13 protein-coding genes are annotated in these 15116 nt (G+C 70.1%); 3 read left to right on the forward strand and 10 right to left on the reverse strand.

Features of this window, described 5'->3' with window-relative positions; translation table 11 throughout:
• Positions 1 to 621, forward strand: a complete 621-nt coding sequence (locus tag ACGFH6_RS17220) for an NADPH-dependent F420 reductase (protein ID WP_393384677.1) — start codon at positions 1 to 3, stop codon at positions 619 to 621.
• Here the strand turns inward: ACGFH6_RS17220 and ACGFH6_RS17225 are convergent.
• Genes ACGFH6_RS17225 through tkt form a run of 7 tightly spaced genes read right to left on the reverse strand, consistent with a single transcriptional unit; the run spans position 609 to position 9839 of the window.
• Positions 609 to 1418 carry an oxaloacetate decarboxylase gene (locus ACGFH6_RS17225; RefSeq protein ID WP_393384678.1) on the reverse strand — a complete coding sequence of 270 codons (810 nt, stop codon included), beginning with the start codon at positions 1416 to 1418 and terminating at the stop codon, positions 609 to 611. The genes ACGFH6_RS17220 and ACGFH6_RS17225 overlap by 13 nt on opposite strands.
• Entirely contained in the window at positions 1415 to 2158 is a 744-nt protein-coding gene (gene pgl / locus ACGFH6_RS17230; RefSeq protein ID WP_393384680.1) for a 6-phosphogluconolactonase, read from the reverse strand. The genes ACGFH6_RS17225 and pgl overlap by 4 nt, the downstream gene beginning before the upstream one ends.
• Positions 2155 to 3360, reverse strand: a complete 1206-nt coding sequence (locus ACGFH6_RS17235; protein WP_393384682.1) for a glucose-6-phosphate dehydrogenase assembly protein OpcA — start codon at positions 3358 to 3360, stop codon at positions 2155 to 2157. The genes pgl and ACGFH6_RS17235 overlap by 4 nt, the downstream gene beginning before the upstream one ends.
• Positions 3357 to 4907, reverse strand: coding sequence for a glucose-6-phosphate dehydrogenase (zwf, locus tag ACGFH6_RS17240; protein ID WP_393384684.1), 1551 nt, complete (start codon positions 4905 to 4907; stop codon positions 3357 to 3359). Before zwf ends, ACGFH6_RS17235 begins: the two co-directional genes overlap by 4 nt.
• A gap of 38 nt (positions 4908 to 4945) precedes the next feature.
• Entirely contained in the window at positions 4946 to 6529 is a 1584-nt protein-coding gene (locus ACGFH6_RS17245) for a glucose-6-phosphate isomerase (RefSeq protein WP_393384686.1), read from the reverse strand.
• The gene (tal, locus tag ACGFH6_RS17250; RefSeq protein ID WP_393384688.1) at positions 6526 to 7635 is read right to left on the reverse strand and encodes a transaldolase; all 1110 of its coding nucleotides are present in this window, start codon (positions 7633 to 7635) and stop codon (positions 6526 to 6528) included. Before tal ends, ACGFH6_RS17245 begins: the two co-directional genes overlap by 4 nt.
• Before the next feature lie 35 nt (positions 7636 to 7670).
• The gene (gene tkt / locus ACGFH6_RS17255; RefSeq protein WP_393384690.1) at positions 7671 to 9839 is read right to left on the reverse strand and encodes a transketolase; all 2169 of its coding nucleotides are present in this window, start codon (positions 9837 to 9839) and stop codon (positions 7671 to 7673) included.
• 374 nt (positions 9840 to 10213) lie between these two features.
• On the opposite strand from tkt, the gene ACGFH6_RS17260 reads away from it, so the two are divergent.
• Together ACGFH6_RS17260 and ACGFH6_RS17265 are read left to right on the forward strand one after the other, a co-directional pair.
• Positions 10214 to 11179, forward strand: a complete 966-nt coding sequence (locus tag ACGFH6_RS17260; RefSeq protein WP_393384692.1) for a heme o synthase — start codon at positions 10214 to 10216, stop codon at positions 11177 to 11179.
• 120 nt (positions 11180 to 11299) lie between these two features.
• Positions 11300 to 12385: a ScyD/ScyE family protein gene (locus ACGFH6_RS17265; RefSeq protein ID WP_393384694.1), complete on the forward strand. Its 1086-nt coding sequence runs from the start codon at positions 11300 to 11302 to the stop codon at positions 12383 to 12385.
• A 259-nt stretch (positions 12386 to 12644) separates the two neighbouring features.
• Here the strand turns inward: ACGFH6_RS17265 and ACGFH6_RS17270 are convergent, their stop codons facing one another.
• Genes ACGFH6_RS17270 through ACGFH6_RS17280 form a run of 3 tightly spaced genes read right to left on the reverse strand, consistent with a single transcriptional unit; the run spans position 12645 to position 15098 of the window.
• Complete coding sequence (locus ACGFH6_RS17270; RefSeq protein ID WP_393384695.1) at positions 12645 to 13571, reverse strand: heme A synthase; 927 nt, start codon at positions 13569 to 13571, stop codon at positions 12645 to 12647.
• 28 nt (positions 13572 to 13599) lie between these two features.
• The gene (locus ACGFH6_RS17275; RefSeq protein WP_393384697.1) at positions 13600 to 14376 is read right to left on the reverse strand and encodes an ABC transporter permease; all 777 of its coding nucleotides are present in this window, start codon (positions 14374 to 14376) and stop codon (positions 13600 to 13602) included.
• Positions 14373 to 15098: an ABC transporter ATP-binding protein gene (locus ACGFH6_RS17280; protein ID WP_393384699.1), complete on the reverse strand. Its 726-nt coding sequence runs from the start codon at positions 15096 to 15098 to the stop codon at positions 14373 to 14375. The genes ACGFH6_RS17275 and ACGFH6_RS17280 overlap by 4 nt, the downstream gene beginning before the upstream one ends.
• Between the last annotated feature and the right edge of the window lie 18 nt (positions 15099 to 15116).

The raw sequence follows: 15116 nt of genomic DNA on the forward strand, positions 1-15116 counted from the left end.
ATGCGAATTGGAACACTGGGCAACGGGTTGATGGCCGAGGCGCTGGCCGGGCAATGGGCGCGGGAACACGAGGTGATGATCGGCGGCCGCGACCCCGGCCGCGCGAGCGAGCTGGCGAGGCGCGTCGGCGCCCGGGCCGGAACCTTGCAGGAGGCAACGACTTTCGGTGACGTCCTGTTGCTGGCACTGCCCGCGGAGGCTGCCGTGGACGCGGTCGGAGCGCTCGACGTCCCGCCGGGCCGGATCCTGATCGACTGCACGAACGCGATCGACCAGCAGAACTTCACCCTCGCCGTGTCGGCCGTCGCCGAGCGCATCGCCCGAGCTGTGCCACACGTCCACGTCGTCAAGGCTTTCAACCTCGCCGCAGACACGGTCTGGCATCACCCACCCGAGGGCCTGGCCGTGCCCTTGTGTAGCGACGACCCGACCGCGCTGGCGCAGGTCAGCCGACTGGTCCGGGCACTCGGTTGTGAGCCCGTGCAAGCAGGCGGCCTCGCCCGCGCGAAGTTGCTGGAGGCAACTGCCGCCCTGGCCATCGGCATCTGGGTCACCGGCGGCGACGTACGAGCGATGTTTCCACCGCTGGAAGCCGCCTTCGGGTCAGTTCACCCGGGGTGATTCGCGAAGAGCTGGTTGAGTTCGGCTTGGGGGATCTGGTCGGCGGCGAAGGTGATGGTGCCTTGCGTGGCGAGCTCGTGCGCGCTGCGGCGGATGAAACCGAGCGCAGCGCGGGCGATGCTGCCGCCGAGGCTGATCCGGGTGACACCGGCATCCTGCAGATCGCCGACGGTCAGGGTCGACGTCCCCAGGCCGATCACGACGTTGACCGGACCGTCGATCTCGCGCACCAAGGTGCGGATCGGGTCGAGGTCGTTGACGCCCGGCACGTAGAGGCAGTCGGCGCCGGCTGCCCGGAAGCGGTTGGCACGGTCGATCGACTCGCTCAACGAGGCCGGCGTACGCAGCATCTGCCCGTCGGTGCGCGCCGTGAGCACGAAGTCCGCGCCGGCCGCCTCGCGGGCCGCGACGATCCGCTCCACCGCCAGCTCGACGTCGTACAGCTCGCGTCCGTCGAAGTCCTCGATGTTCCCGCCGGCCAGCCCGATCTCGCGGGCCAGCGTGATCGTCTCCGCGACCTTGGCCGGCGCAGCGCCGTACCCGCCCTCGAGATCCCCGTTCACGGGTACGGCGCTCGCCGCGGTGATCTCCCGCATCCGCTCGAACATGGAGTCCCGCGACACGGCGGGCGCGCCGTCGGGCAGCGTGTGATCGCCCTTCGCCATCGAGAACGCGATCCCGGCACTCGTTGTCGCGATCGCCGGAAACCCTGCCTCGGTCAGCAGCACCGCACTCCCGGCATCCCAGGCGTTCGGCATCACGAAGCGGCCGGCGTGCAGCTCGCGGAACGTCGTCATGACCCCGGGAGCTCCTGCGCGGCGGCCTCGTCGACCAGCCACAGCGTGCGGTCCAGGCCTTTCGGCTGCGCCGCGGGTACGTCGCCGCCGCTCAACGCCTGACCAACCGCGTGAGCCTTGTCGTCACCCGACACCACGAACCAGACCTCGCGGGCCCGGTCGAGCGCCGGGAGCGTCAGCGAGACGCGGGTCGGCGGGGGCTTGGGCGAGTCGTGGACGGCAACGGCCGCGACGTCGGTGACCTTCAGCTGGGCGAATCCGGGGAAGAGCGACGCCACGTGTCCATCGGGCCCGACGCCGAGCATCAGTACGTCGAAGGTCGGTACGCCGTCCTGATCACCGGAACCCATCGCGGCCTTCAACTCGGCGGCGTAGGCAGCTGCGGCAGCCTCCGCGCCCTGGCCGGCATCGGCCGGCATCGGGTGGATCCGGGCCGGATCCACGTCCACGCGGGAGAGCAGCGCCTCGCGGTTCTGCGTCTCGTTGCGCTCCGGGTCGCCGTCCGGCAGGAACCGCTCGTCACCCCACCAGAACTCGACCCGCCGCCAGTCGATCGCGTGCCGGGCGGGAGACTCGGCCACCGCGCGGTACACGACCGCTGCGACCCGGCCGCCGGTCAGCACGACCTGAGCGACCCGGCCACTGCTCTGGACATCGACGAGGCGGGTGATGAAGCGCGCCGCGACGGCATGGGCCAGCCCCTCGGCGTCACGGTTCACCAGGACGGACGGAGCGCTCATGAGCGCCCCGCCACCCTCTTGCCCGTGCCCTTCTTCGCAGCGGTCTTCTTGGCCGGCGACCTCTTCACGCCAGCCGACTTCTTGGCCGCCGACTTCTTGGCCGCCGCCTTCTTGGCCGCGCCGGCAGCGGCCGACGTACCGGCAGGCTTCTTCGCTGTCGCCTTCCTCGCGAAGGACTTCTTCGCCGCTGTCTCCTGCACCGGAGTGCTCGCGACCGTCGCCTTCTTCGCGGCGGCAGACGCTCGCTCCGCCGCCGTCTTCCGCTGAGCGGCGCCGACCTTCTTGACGTCCTCCGGCATCGACTCCCGCTCGACCAGGCACTCGAGCGTCTGCGCGTACACGTCGTCCGGATCGAGCCGCCGCAGTTCCTCACTCAGCAGCTCGGACGTCGTACGGCGCTTCAACGCGACCGGCCGGTCCGGCTGGCCGGGGATGCTGAACGTCGCCACCGCGCCATCCGGCCGGGTCAGCGCGATCGGTCCGGCCGGCGTGAACATGCGCACCGCGGTCACACCCGGGCCCCGCGAGTTCTTCTGCTCGACCGGAACGCCGAGCCGGCTCTGCAGCCAGGCGGCCATCAGGTCGGCACTCGGATTGCCCTTGGCGGACACGACCTCGGCCGCGCTCACCTTGGTCGGGTACTGATCCAGGGCGGCCGCCATCAGCGCACGCCACGGCGTCAGCCGCGACCACGCGAAGTCGGTGTCGCCCGGCTCGTAGCCCTCGGCCCGCGCCGTGAAGTCGACCGACGCCCGCCGGGTCGCGGCCGCATCGGTGACACGGCGACGGCCCAGCTTGCCCAGCGGGTCGTCGGCGGGGACCTTCGGCCCGCCGCCCGGCCACCAGACGATGACGGGGGAGTCGGGCAGCAGCAGCGGGGTGATCACGGACTCGGGCACCTTCGCCAGCTCACCGTGCAGCCGAAGCAGCACCGCCTCGCCGGGAATGCCTTCACCCACACGCACCTCGGCATCGAGCCCGGGTGCACCCCGGCCGGGCCGCAGAATCGCGACCAGGACGCGCGACGGGTGCTCGCGACCGGCCTCGTTCGCGGCCTTCATCGCGTCGTGGTGGGACGCCTCGTCGACGACCACCACGATCGTGCCGACCATGCCCATGGCCGGCGAGCCCGCGTTCCGGCGGGCCCGGAGCAGTGCCGACGCGATCTCGCTCGACGTCGTACCGGTGAGGTCGATGATCATGGCCGCCTCCAGGCGCGTCCGTCGCGGGCGAGCATCTCGTGCGCGGAGGCCGGGCCCCAGTCGCCGGACGCGTACTGCTCCGGCTTGCCGTGCTCGGCCCAGTACCCGATCACCGGGTCGAGGATCTTCCAGCCCAGCTCGACCTCGGTGTGCTGCGGGAACAGCGGCGGGTCGCCGAGCAGGACGTCGAGGATGAGCCGCTCGTAGGCCTCGGGCGAGGACTCCGTGAACGAACCGCCGTACTGGAAGTCCATGTTCACGTCGCGGATCTCCATCATCGTGCCGGGCACCTTGGCGCCGAAGCGCATCGTGATGCCCTCGTCCGGCTGGATCCGCAGGACCAGCGCGTTCTGGCCCAGCTCCTCGGTCTCGGTCTTGGTGAACGGCAGGTGCGGTGCGCGCTTGAACATCACCGCGACCTCGGTCACCCGGCGGCCGAGCCGCTTGCCGGTGCGCAGGTAGAACGGGACGCCGGCCCAGCGGCGGGTGTCGACGTCGACCCGGAGCGCCGCGAAGGTCTCCGTCGCCGACGACGCCGGGATGCCGTCCTCCTGCAGGTAGCCCTTCACCTTGACGCCCCCGGCCCAGCCGGCCGCGTACTGACCGCGGGCGGTGTGCAGGTCGAGGCGGTCGGGCAGCTTCACCGCGGCGAGCACCTTCTTCTTCTCCTGCCGCAGCGACCACGCGTCGAAGCTCACCGGCTCCTCCATCGCGACCAGCGCGAGCAGTTGGAGCAGGTGGTTCTGGATCACGTCGCGGGCCGCACCGATGCCGTCGTAGTACCCGGCCCGGCCGCCGATGCCGATGTCCTCGGCCATGGTGATCTGGACGTGGTCGACGTAGTGGCTGTTCCAGACCGGCTCGAACATGGAGTTGGCGAACCGCAGCGCCAGCATGTTCTGGACGGTCTCCTTGCCCAGGTAGTGGTCGATGCGGAACACCGCCTCGGGCGGGAACACGGACTCGACCACCTGGTTCAGCTCACGGGCGCTCTTCAGGTCGTGGCCGAACGGCTTCTCGATCACCACCCGCCGCCATGAGCCCGGCGTCTCCCTGGTCAGCCCGTGCTCGGACAGTTGCTGCACGACCTGCGGGAACAGCCCGGGCGGGATCGACAGGTAGAACGCATGGTTGCCGCCGGTGCCGCGGTTCACGTCCAGTTCGTCCACGGTCTCCCGCAGCCGCTCGAACGCCGCGTCGTCGGTCAGGTCACCCGGCACGAACCGGAAGCCCTCGGCCAGCTGCTGCCAGACCTCCTCGCGGAACGGGGTCCGGGCGTGCTCCTTGACCGAGTCGTGCACGATCTGCGCGAAGTCCTGGTTGGTGTAGTCGCGACGGGCGAACCCGACCAGGGCGAAACCGGGCGGCAGCAGCCCCCGGTTCGCCAGGTCGTAGACCGCCGGCATCAGCTTCTTGCGGGCCAGGTCACCGGTGACGCCGAAGATCACCAGGCTGCACGGCCCGGCGATCCTGGGGAGCCGCCGATCCTGCGGATCCCGCAGCGGGTTCACCGGACCGGACGACTCTTCGTCGAGCTGAGCGGTCATCAGCCGCTTCCCTCCGAGTTGTGGTTTCCGAACAGGGGCTAGTTCCCGAAGAGGGCACGGAGCTGTTGTACGCCGCTCGCCGGGTCGGTCAGGTGGAGTCGCAGGACCGGACGGCCGCGCTCGGCGAGCACGTTCGCGTCACCGGCCGCCTGGGCCGAGATCAGCGTGCCGAATGTGAACGGCCGGTCGGGGATCTCCACATCGGTCGGGTGCGCACCGGTGATCTGCAGGAACACGCCCTCCGGGTGGCCGCCCTTGTGGTACTGGCCGGTGGAGTGCAGGAACCGCGGACCCCAGCCGAAGGTCACCGGACGGCCCGTGCGGGTCGCCAGCGCCGGGCGTACGGAGGCCAGATCGGCGTCGCGCTCGGAGTCGAGGTAGGCCATGACGGCCAGGTACCCCTTCGCGTCGAGCTTGCCCAGCAGCGCGTCGACCGCACCCTGCAGCGAGTCCACGCCGTCCAGCAGCCCCTCGGATCCACGGACCTCGACGGAACCTTCGGTGAAGGCCGCTGCCTCCGGCTCGGGCTGTGCGTCGAGCAGGCCGCGGGCCGCCTTCTTCGCGCTCTCCACGTCCGGCTGGTCGAACGGGTTGATCCCGAGCAGGTAGCCGGCCACCGCCGTGGCCACCTCCCACAGCAGGAACTGACCGCCGAGCGGGCCCGAGGTCAGCGCCGTCGGCACACCGCTCGCGGCCTTCTCGGCCAGCAGGGCGTTGGTGAGGTCGGCCGCCTCGCTCCGCAACTCGGGAGCGTCGACCTCGACCGCGACCGGCAGCACGCCGGTGCCGTTCTTGCCGGTGCTCTCGGCGATCAACTGCTCCGCCCAGTCCGGGAAGCCGACGATGTCCGAGCCCTCGGCCGCGATGATCGCCTTGTCCCGCCCCGCGCTGGCGGCGAGTACGGCGCCCAGCCACAGCGCCGGGTTGTCGGTCGAGTCGGCCTGCAGCTCGGGAGCTGCCTCAGCCGCCTGGTCCAGCAACTCGGCGATGTCCGCGCCGGCCAGACCGGACGGAACCAGCCCGAAGGCGGTCAGCGCGCTGTAACGACCGCCGATGTTCGGGTCGGCGAGGAACGTCTTGCGGTAGCCCTCGTCGGCCGACAGCTTCTCGAACGGCGAACCCGGGTCGGTGACCACGACGACCCGTGACGCGGCGTCGATGCCCGCGTCGGTGAACGCCTTGACGAACGTCCGCCGGTGGCTGTCGGTCTCGACCGTGCCACCGGACTTGCTCGACACCACGATGACCGTCTTCGACAGGTCGCCGCCCAGCGCCCGCGCGACCACGCTCGGGTCGGTCGAGTCCAGTACGACGAGCTCCACGCCGGCCGTCCGGGTGATCACCTCGGGGGCCAGCGACGAGCCGCCCATGCCCGACAGCACGACCCGGTCCAGGCCCTCGGACCGGAAGTCCGCCTGCAGGGCCTCGATCTCGGCCAGCAGCGGCCGGGAAGTCTCGTGCAGGTCGACCCAGCCGAGCCGGATCGAGGCCTCCTCCTCGGCCTCCGGCCCCCAGATCGTCGCGTCCTTCGCGGCGATCCGGGATGCGATCTTCTCCGAGACCAGCCGGTCGACGACCTCGGCCCAGTCGCCGTTCTGCGTGCTCACCTTCGGTGCGGTCACTTGGCAGCACCCTTCAGGGCCGCGGTGACGGTGTCCTGCAGCTCCGACCAGGACGCGTCGAACTTGGCCACGCCCTCGTCCTCGAGCACCTGCACGACCTCGTCGTAGGAGATGCCGAGCCGCTCCAGGTCCGCGATCACCTTGCGGTCGGCGTCGTACTCGCCGCGGACCGTGTCACCGGCGAACTCGCTGTGCTCCTCGACCGCCTTGATGGTTGCCTCGGGCATCGTGTTGACGACGCCGCTGGTGACCAGGTTGTCGACGTACAGGGTGGGGGAGTACGACGGGTCCTTGGTGCCGGTGGACGCCCACAGCGGGCGCTGCGGCTTGGCGCCGGCGGTCTCGATCTCGCGCCAGCGGTCGGTGTCGAAGATCTCCTCGTACGCCTCGAACGCGAGCCGGGCGTTGGCGATCGCGGCCTTGCCCTTCAGCGCCTTCGCCTGGTCGGTGCCGATCGCGTCCAGCCGCTTGTCCACCTCGGTGTCCACCCGGCTGACGAAGAACGACGCGACGCTGGCCATCTTGGTCACGTCGTGACCGTTCTCGATCGCCTGCTCCAGGCCGGACAGGAACGCGTCCGCGACCGCCTTGTAGCGGTCCAGGGAGAAGATCAGCGTCACGTTCACGCTGATCCCGGCGGCCAGCGTCGCGGTGATCGCGGGCAGGCCCTCCTTGGTGGCCGGGATCTTCACGAACACGTTCTCCCGGCCGACGGCCTCCCACAGCTCCTTGGCCTGCCGGTTCGTCTTCTCGGTGTCGCGGGCCAGGCTCGGCTCCACCTCGATCGAGACCCGGCCGTCCTGGCCCTCGGTGTCGTCGTACACCGGCTTGAACAGGTCGGCGGCGTCCCGGACGTCGTCGGTGGTGATGACCCGGATCGCCTCGTCGGTCGAGACGCCCTCGGCGGCCAGCCGGGAGATCGTCTCGGCGTACGCGTCGGCGTCGGAGATCGCCTTGGCGAAGATGGTCGGGTTCGTCGTCACGCCGACGACGTGCTTGTCCTGGATCAGGTCGGCCAGGCTTCCGCTGGTCAGCCGCTCCCGGGAGAGGTCGTCGAGCCAGATGGACACACCCGCGTCGGCGAGTGCTTTCAAGCGATCGTTCATGTCCGGAGCCTTCCGAATGTTCTGTTGTGTGAGTGTCAGTTGGCGTCGGCGGGTCCGACCGGGCCGGCCGCGGCTCGCTTGGGCGGCACACCCGGGCCGCTGATCTGCGCGGCCGCGGCGATGCTGTCCTTGGCGGCCTGGACGACGGCGCCGGCGGTGATGCCGAACTCGTCGTACAGGGTCTGGTAGGCGGCCGAGGCGCCGTAGTGCTCGAGGCTGACGCTGCGGCCGGCGTCGCCGACGATGTCGTGCCAGCTCTGCGCGATGCCCGCCTCGACCGACACCCGCGCCCGGACGCCGGCCGGGATGACGGACTCGCGGTACGCGTCGTCCTGCTCGTCGAACCACTCGCGGGACACCATCGAGACGACTCGGGCCTTGACGCCCTCGCCGGCCAGCGTTTCGCGGGCCTCGACGGCCAGCTGCAGCTCTGAGCCCGTGGCGATCAGCACGACGTCCGGCGTGCCGTCCGTGTCGAGCAGCGTGTAGCCGCCCTTCTTGACGTTCTCGATGGTAGCGAAGCCGTCGGTGCCACGCGGGAACGTCGGCACGTTCTGCCGGGTCAGCGCCAGGCCGGCCGGGCGGTCGGTGTGCTCGAGGATCGCGGCCCACGCGGCCGCGGTCTCGTTCGCGTCGCCCGGACGTACGACGTCCAGGCCCGGGATCGCCCGCAGCGCCGACAGGTGCTCGACCGGCTGGTGGGTCGGGCCGTCCTCGCCGAGGCCGATGGAGTCGTGCGTCCACACGTAGGTGACCGGCAGCTTCATCAGCGCGGCCAGCCGGACCGCCGGGCGCATGTAGTCGCTGAAGACGAGGAAGGTTCCGCCGTACGGGCGGGTCAGGCCGTGCAGGGTGATGCCGTTCAGCACCGAGCCCATGGCGTGCTCGCGGATGCCGAAGTGGAGGACGCGGCCGTATTCGTCGCCCTGGAACTCCTTGGTGGAGTACTCCGGCGGGATGAAGGACGGCTGGCCCTTCGGGGTGGTGTTGTTCGAGCCGGCCAGGTCGGCCGAACCGCCCCAGAGCTCGGGCAGCTCCGGCGACAGCTTGGTCAGCACCTCACCGGAGGCGGCGCGGGTGGCCACACCCTTGGTGTCGGCCTCCCAGCTCGGCAGCGCGTCCTTCCAACCGGCCGGCAGCTCACGCTTGGACAGCCGGTCGAGCAGTGCCGCGCGCTCCGGGTTCGCCGACCGCCAGGCGTCGTACCTGACGTCCCAGTCGTCCTGGAGGGCCTTGCCGCGGTCGAGCGCCTGGCGGGTGTGCGCGATCACGTCGTCGGCGACCTGGAAGCTCTGCTCCGGGTCCCAGCCCAGCACCTTCTTGGTCGCGGCGACCTCGTCGGCGCCGAGGGCGGAGCCGTGGATCTTGCCGGTGTTCTGCTTGTTCGGGGCCGGCCAGCCGATGATCGTGTGCAGCCGGATGAAGCTCGGCTTGTCGGTGACCGCCTCGGCCGCCTGGATGGCGTCGTACAGGGCCTGGACGTTCTCCTCGTAGCCCGTGCCGCCGTTGGTCCAGTCGACGTCCTGGGTGTGCCAGCCGTAGGCCGCGTACCGGGCCGCCACGTCCTCGGAGAACGCGATATCGGTGTCGTCCTCGATCGAGATCTTGTTGGCGTCGTAGATCACCGTCAGGTTGCCGAGCTTCTGGTGCCCGGCCAGCGAGGACGCCTCACCCGAGACGCCTTCCTCCAGGTCGCCGTCCGACGCGATCACGTAGATGTGGTGGTCGAACAGGCCCTCGCCCTTCGGGGCGTCCGGGTCGAGCAGGCCGCGCTCGCGGCGGGCCGCCATCGCCATCCCGACCGCGTTGCCGACGCCCTGGCCGAGCGGGCCGGTGGTCGTCTCGACGCCCTTGGTGTGGGCGTACTCCGGGTGGCCCGGGGTCTTGCTGCCCCAGGTCCGCAGCGACTTCAGGTCGTCCAGTTCGAGGCCGAAGCCGGCCAGGTAGAGCTGGATGTACAGGGTCAGGCTGGAGTGGCCGGCCGACAGCACGAACCGGTCCCGGCCGGCCCAGTGCGCGTCCGCCGGGTTGTGCCGCATCACCTTCTGGAACAGCAGGTACGCCGCCGGCGCCAGGCTCATCGCCGTACCGGGATGGCCGTTGCCGACCTTCTCCACCGCGTCCATCGCGAGCACCCGTACGGTGTCGACCGCGCGCTGGTCGAGGTCGGTCCATTCAAGCTTCGGGCTGGTCTTCTCCGTCACGCCGGCGGCGCTCCTCTCGATGGCTGCGTCAGGTCTTCCGGTCAGCGTCGAAGGGGATCGCGACCGGCCCCACCGGCCGGTTCGATCGCGCCCCCGCGCGTCACCGTGAGCGAGCCTACTCGCCCTGACCTTTCCTGCCTTCCACTGATCCGCAACCTGGTTCGTGGCGTCATTGTTCCCGGGGCGTTCCGGACGTCCGCGACATCACACCCGGGCCCATTTCACGCCATCGGAATCACATCCGGATGAACACCGGCCCACACTTGTTCGTCGGACTCACCCGGGGGGTGGACGAACCCTCCTACGGGGCGTCGTAGACTGTCGAACCGTCAGCGCCGGGCCTCCGGCGTCAACCCACTCAGTTCGAGGTGTTCGTGACGGCCGTCGACCCGCGTCCAGCCGCGACGACGTCGTACCCGACGCCGCAGCCGGACGGTACTGCTGTTCTCAGTCCGTCGGTGCGCGACGTGGTGAAGGCGTACGTCGGTCTGACCAAGCCACGCATCATCGAGCTGCTGCTGATCACCACCGTGCCGGTGATGTTCCTGGCCGCCGGGGGAGTGCCCGGCCTCGAGGTCGTCGCCGCCACCCTGGTCGGCGGCATCCTGGCGGCCGGCAGCGCGAACACGATCAACTGTGTGCTCGACCGCGACATCGACGAGCAGATGCGCCGGACCCGCCGCCGCCCGTTGCCCCGGCACGCGGTCAGCCCGCGGTCGGCGACGATCTTCGGCATCGTGCTCGGCATCCTGGCCACCCTCGAGCTCGGTCTGCTGGTCAACTGGCTGTCGGCGGTGCTGGCCCTGGCCGCGAACGCGTTCTACGTCTTCGGCTACACGATGGTGCTGAAGCGCCGGACCGTGCAGAACATCGTCTGGGGCGGGATCGCGGGCTGCTTCCCGACGCTGATCGGCTGGACCGCGGTCACCAATGAGCTGGCCTGGACCCCGATCGTGCTGTTCGGGGTGGTGTTCTTCTGGACGCCGCCGCACACCTGGTCGCTGGCGATGCGCTACCGCGAGGACTACGCGTCGGTCGACGTACCGATGCTGCCCGTCGTCGCCACTCCGGTCGCGACGGCCCGGCAGATCATGGCGTACTCCGTGGTGATGGTGATCACCTCGATCGCTTTGTGGCCGGTCGCGGGCACCGGTTTCGTCTACCCGCTGGCCGCGATCGTGCTCGGTTTCCTGTTCCTGCGCGAGGCCCGCGCGTTGTTGCTCCGGGCCCACACCGGCGCCGACGGAGCCGCGCTGCGACCGATGCGGCTCTTCCACTTCTCGAACATCTATCTGGCCCTGCTGTTCATCGCCGCGGCCATCGATCCGCTCCTGCACTGAGCGTCGCCCCGCGGGCGCGGGGAGTTCTCCGGTTGACCTAATCGTGATCCGATGTTGCGATGTGGGGGTCTGCGGAGGGGGAATCCGCACCTGGGGAGACGTGACTTCAGGGGGTTCGCAGTGGGGGTACGAACACGCATTGCCGCGGTCGCGGCACTCGCCTTGGCCGGTTCCGTGCTGGTGGCCGGAACGGCCGACGCCGGTGGGCATTCCAGCAGTTTGAAGCCGGTGGCAACGGGTCTCGACGGCCCGCGCGGGGTTTCGACGTACGGCAAGAAGGTCATCTACAGCGTCACGGACGGTTCGGTCTACGCGACGGACGGCAAGAAGACCTGGAAGCTCGGCCAGGTGCCGGGTGGGTTCGCACCGGCGATCGACACCAACAAGTGGGGTGTCACGTACGCCCTGACCGGCGGTGGCGGACCCGAGGGCGCGATCCCGCCGGGTGGCGCGACGCTGTTCCGGCTCCGGCCGGGCAAGTCACCGGTGGCGGTGGCCGACATCGCGAAGTACCAGGCGAAGGACCCGGATCCGTACAACCAGGCCGATCCGCCGACGGAGACCAACCCGTTCGGCGTCGCGGCCCTGAAGGACGGCACAGTGCTGGTAGCGGATGCCGCCGGCAACGACCTGCTCCGGGTCTGGCCGAACGGCAAGATCAAGACCGTCGCGCGGTTGAAGCCACGCACGGTCAAGGTTCCCGCCGGTCTCGGGCCGGACGCGCCGCCCGCCGGGACGCCGTTCGTGGCCGAGGCTGTCGCCACGTCGGTGACGGTGGGATCGGACGGCTACTGGTACGTCGGTGAGCTGCGTGGCTTCCCGGCGACTCCGGGGACGTCGCAGATCTGGCGGATCAAGCCGGGCTCGGTGGGCGCGGTGTGCGATCCGGCCAGGCCGTACAAGGGCAAGTGCCAGCGGTACGCCGACGGTTACACGTCGATCGTCGATCTGGCCGGAGGCCCGCGTGGCACGCTCGCCGTCGTTCAGCTGGCCAGGGACAGCTGGCTGAAGTTCGAGATGGGCGGCTCGACCATCGGTTCGCTGTACCTGCAGTACCCGGGCAGGCACCACAAGGCCGGGTTCAAGAAGGAACTGGTTCGCGGACAGCTCAACCTGCCGGGCGGCGCCGCGTTCAGCAAGTGGGGCGACCTGTACGTCGCAGGCCCGGTCTTCGGACCTGGCGCGGTCTACAAGGTCCGTCGCTGACAGTCAGTCGGTCGTAGTGCTCCTTCCGGTGGGACCGCCTAGGTCCCACCGGAAGGTGTCTGTGGTGCCTGAACCTCGAACTCCCGGGTCGCTGTCCGTAGGCGGTCGAGGACGACGTTCACGGCGGGGTGTCGCTCCCCGCCGTGGCGCGTGATGGCAAAGATGTGAAATCGGTCCCGAGCTCGGCTGGCGATCGAGCCGGCCGACGATCGCCGAGGATCTCACCACTGGGTCGAACGTTCGGCGCTGAGCGCAGGTCCTACGTTGCGGGGGTGCCGCGTTCGCCGTAGACCGCGGTGACGAGTGCGATCAGCAGGCCGGCGAAGAACATGTGCACCAGGACCAGGCCCCACGGGAGGCCGGTGAAGTACTGCGTGAAGCCGACGGCGCCCTGCAGGAGTTCCATCGCGAGCAGCCAGGCGGCCAGCTTCCGCAATGTCCGTGACGTCGCGGTCACCCGGGTCGCGATCACCAGCGCGATCGTGATCCCGAGCAGTCCGAACACGACATCCGCGTGGAGCTGACTGATCAGCTCCTCGTTGAACCCGTTCCGGCCGGTGTCCGGATCGCCCGAGTGCGGGCCGGCGCCGGTCACCAAGGTGCCGAGAGCAACGGTCAGCCAGACCGCCACCACACAGGCGGTCGCGAGCGCCCGGACCACCGGGGGAGTGTGTGGGTAGGGACTGGTCCGGGATCGCCGCATCATCGACACCGTCAGCGTGATGATCACCGGCGAGACCAGGAAATGCGCCGAGACGATCCACGGGTTCAGTCCGGTCAGCACGCTGATGCCGCCGATCACGGCCTGCAGCGGTACGCCGAGCGCGGCCGCGGTCGCGAGCCGGCGCAGGTCCCGGCGGATCGGGCGGTACCGCATCACCACGAGCCAGGTGCAGATCGCGATGACCGCGACCACGAAGCCGAGCATCCGGTTGCCGAACTCGATCGCGCCGTGGATGCCGAGCGCGGAGTGCGGCACGTACGACTGGTCGGTGCACTGCGGCCAGGTCGGGCAGCCGAGGCCGGAGCCGGTCAGCCGGACCAGTCCGCCGGTCACCACGATGCCGATGTTCGCCACCACCGACGCCCAGCCCCAGCGCCGGACGACATCCAGGCTCGGCTCGGGCACCAGTCGCCAGAAGGCGTTGACTGGTTCGGTCTCTTGCGGCGGGGTCTCCGTGCTCATCACCGGCACACTCTAGAGAAAGGTCTGCTCAGTCCCAGCGGAAGGTCCTGGACACCAGGTATCCGAGCACCCCGGCCCACAGAGCGAGAGACAGTGCGGCGGCCCACGGGATCACACCCTCGATGGTCGAGTTCGCCAGCCCGTTGGCCAGCGCGGCGCTCGGCAGCAGCCGGACGACACCCTGCATGCCGGCCGGGTACTCGTCGACCGGTGTCATCACCGCACCGCCGACCAGCAACAGCAGATAGAGCAGGTTGGCCGCGGCCAGGGTGGCCTCGGCCCGGAGGACGCCGGCCATCAGCAGTCCGAGGGACGCGAAGGCCGCCGTACCGCACAGGACCATCAGGATCACCCCGAACACGGCGTCGAAACCGCCGGCCGGGTCCCACCCGAGGGCGAAGCCGGTCCCGATCAGGACGGCGAGCTGGATCACCTGCACGACCAGGACGGCACCGATCTTCCCCGCCAGCAGTCCGGTCCGGGACAGGGGAGAGGCGCCGAGCCGCTTGATCACGCCGTACCGGCGCTCGAAGCCGGTCGCGATCGCGAGCGACGTGAAGGACGAGGACAGTATGGCGAGCGCGAGCACCCGCGGTACGGCGTCGTCGATCGCCCGCCCGTCGCCGAGCGGCAGCCGGTCGCCGAGTCCGGTGCCACCCAGAAGCAACAGGATCCCGAGCGGGATGACGAGCGCCAGCAGCAACTGCTCGCCGTTGCGGATCACGAGCCGGAACTCCATCCGTGAATGCGCAAGCACCTTCCGTGGCCACGGCGCACTCCCTGGCTGGGGCGCATAGGTGCTCATGAGTGCTCCCGCTTGGGTGGTGCCGTCAACGCGAGGTAGACGTCCTCAAGGGACTTCGCACCGTGCTCGGTCAGCGCGTCCGGAGTGCCGGAGGCGATCACCTTGCCCGCGGACACCACGTGGACCTGGTCCGACAACTGCTCGGCCTCGTCCATCGCGTGCGTGGTGAGTACGACGGTCACGCCGTCGTCGCGCAGGTCGCGGATCAGCTGCCAGATCTCCCGCCGGCCGTGCGGGTCGAGCCCGGTCGTCGGCTCGTCCAGGAACGCGACCTCCGGGCGCCCGACGATCGCCAGCGCGAACGACAGCCGCTGCTTCTGCCCGCCGGACAGCCGCCGGTACGGCGTCCTGCCACAGCTACCCAGGTCGAGGCGCTCGACCAGGGCCGGGATCTCCAGCGGGTGCGAATGCAGGGTGGCGACGTACTTCAGCATCTCGACGGCGCGGACGCCGGACCAGGCACCGCCCTCCTGCAGCATCACGCCGATCCGCGGCATCAACTCGTCGTGGTCCGCGATCGGGTCCAGCCCGAGCACCCGGACCCGCCCGGACTCGGGCCGCCGGAACCCCTCACAGCTCTCCACGGTGGTGGTCTTGCCGGCGCCGTTGGGGCCGAGCACGGACGTCACCGTGCCGACGGTTACGGTGAGACTGAGACCGTCGACCGCGGCCTTCTCGCCGTACCGCACGACGAGGTTGTCGATCTCCACCGCGACTGGCACGGATGAAGTCTAGGACCG

The organism is Kribbella sp. NPDC049227 (assembly GCF_043197265.1).
Classification (GTDB): Bacteria; Actinomycetota; Actinomycetes; order Propionibacteriales; family Kribbellaceae; genus Kribbella.

What these genes read in the sequence shown, in the direction of transcription:
- ACGFH6_RS17220 (WP_393384677.1), top strand. Translation starts at nt 1, where the DNA reads ATGCGAATTGGAACACTGGGCAACGGGTTGATGGCCGAGGCGCTGGCC.
- ACGFH6_RS17225 (WP_393384678.1), bottom strand. Translation starts at nt 1,418, where the DNA reads ATGACGACGTTCCGCGAGCTGCACGCCGGCCGCTTCGTGATGCCGAAC.
- pgl (WP_393384680.1), bottom strand. Translation starts at nt 2,158, where the DNA reads ATGAGCGCTCCGTCCGTCCTGGTGAACCGTGACGCCGAGGGGCTGGCC.
- ACGFH6_RS17235 (WP_393384682.1), bottom strand. Translation starts at nt 3,360, where the DNA reads ATGATCATCGACCTCACCGGTACGACGTCGAGCGAGATCGCGTCGGCA.
- zwf (WP_393384684.1), bottom strand. Translation starts at nt 4,907, where the DNA reads ATGACCGCTCAGCTCGACGAAGAGTCGTCCGGTCCGGTGAACCCGCTG.
- tal (WP_393384688.1), bottom strand. Translation starts at nt 7,635, where the DNA reads ATGAACGATCGCTTGAAAGCACTCGCCGACGCGGGTGTGTCCATCTGG.
- ACGFH6_RS17270 (WP_393384695.1), bottom strand. Translation starts at nt 13,571, where the DNA reads ATGAGCACGGAGACCCCGCCGCAAGAGACCGAACCAGTCAACGCCTTC.
- ACGFH6_RS17275 (WP_393384697.1), bottom strand. Translation starts at nt 14,376, where the DNA reads ATGAGCACCTATGCGCCCCAGCCAGGGAGTGCGCCGTGGCCACGGAAG.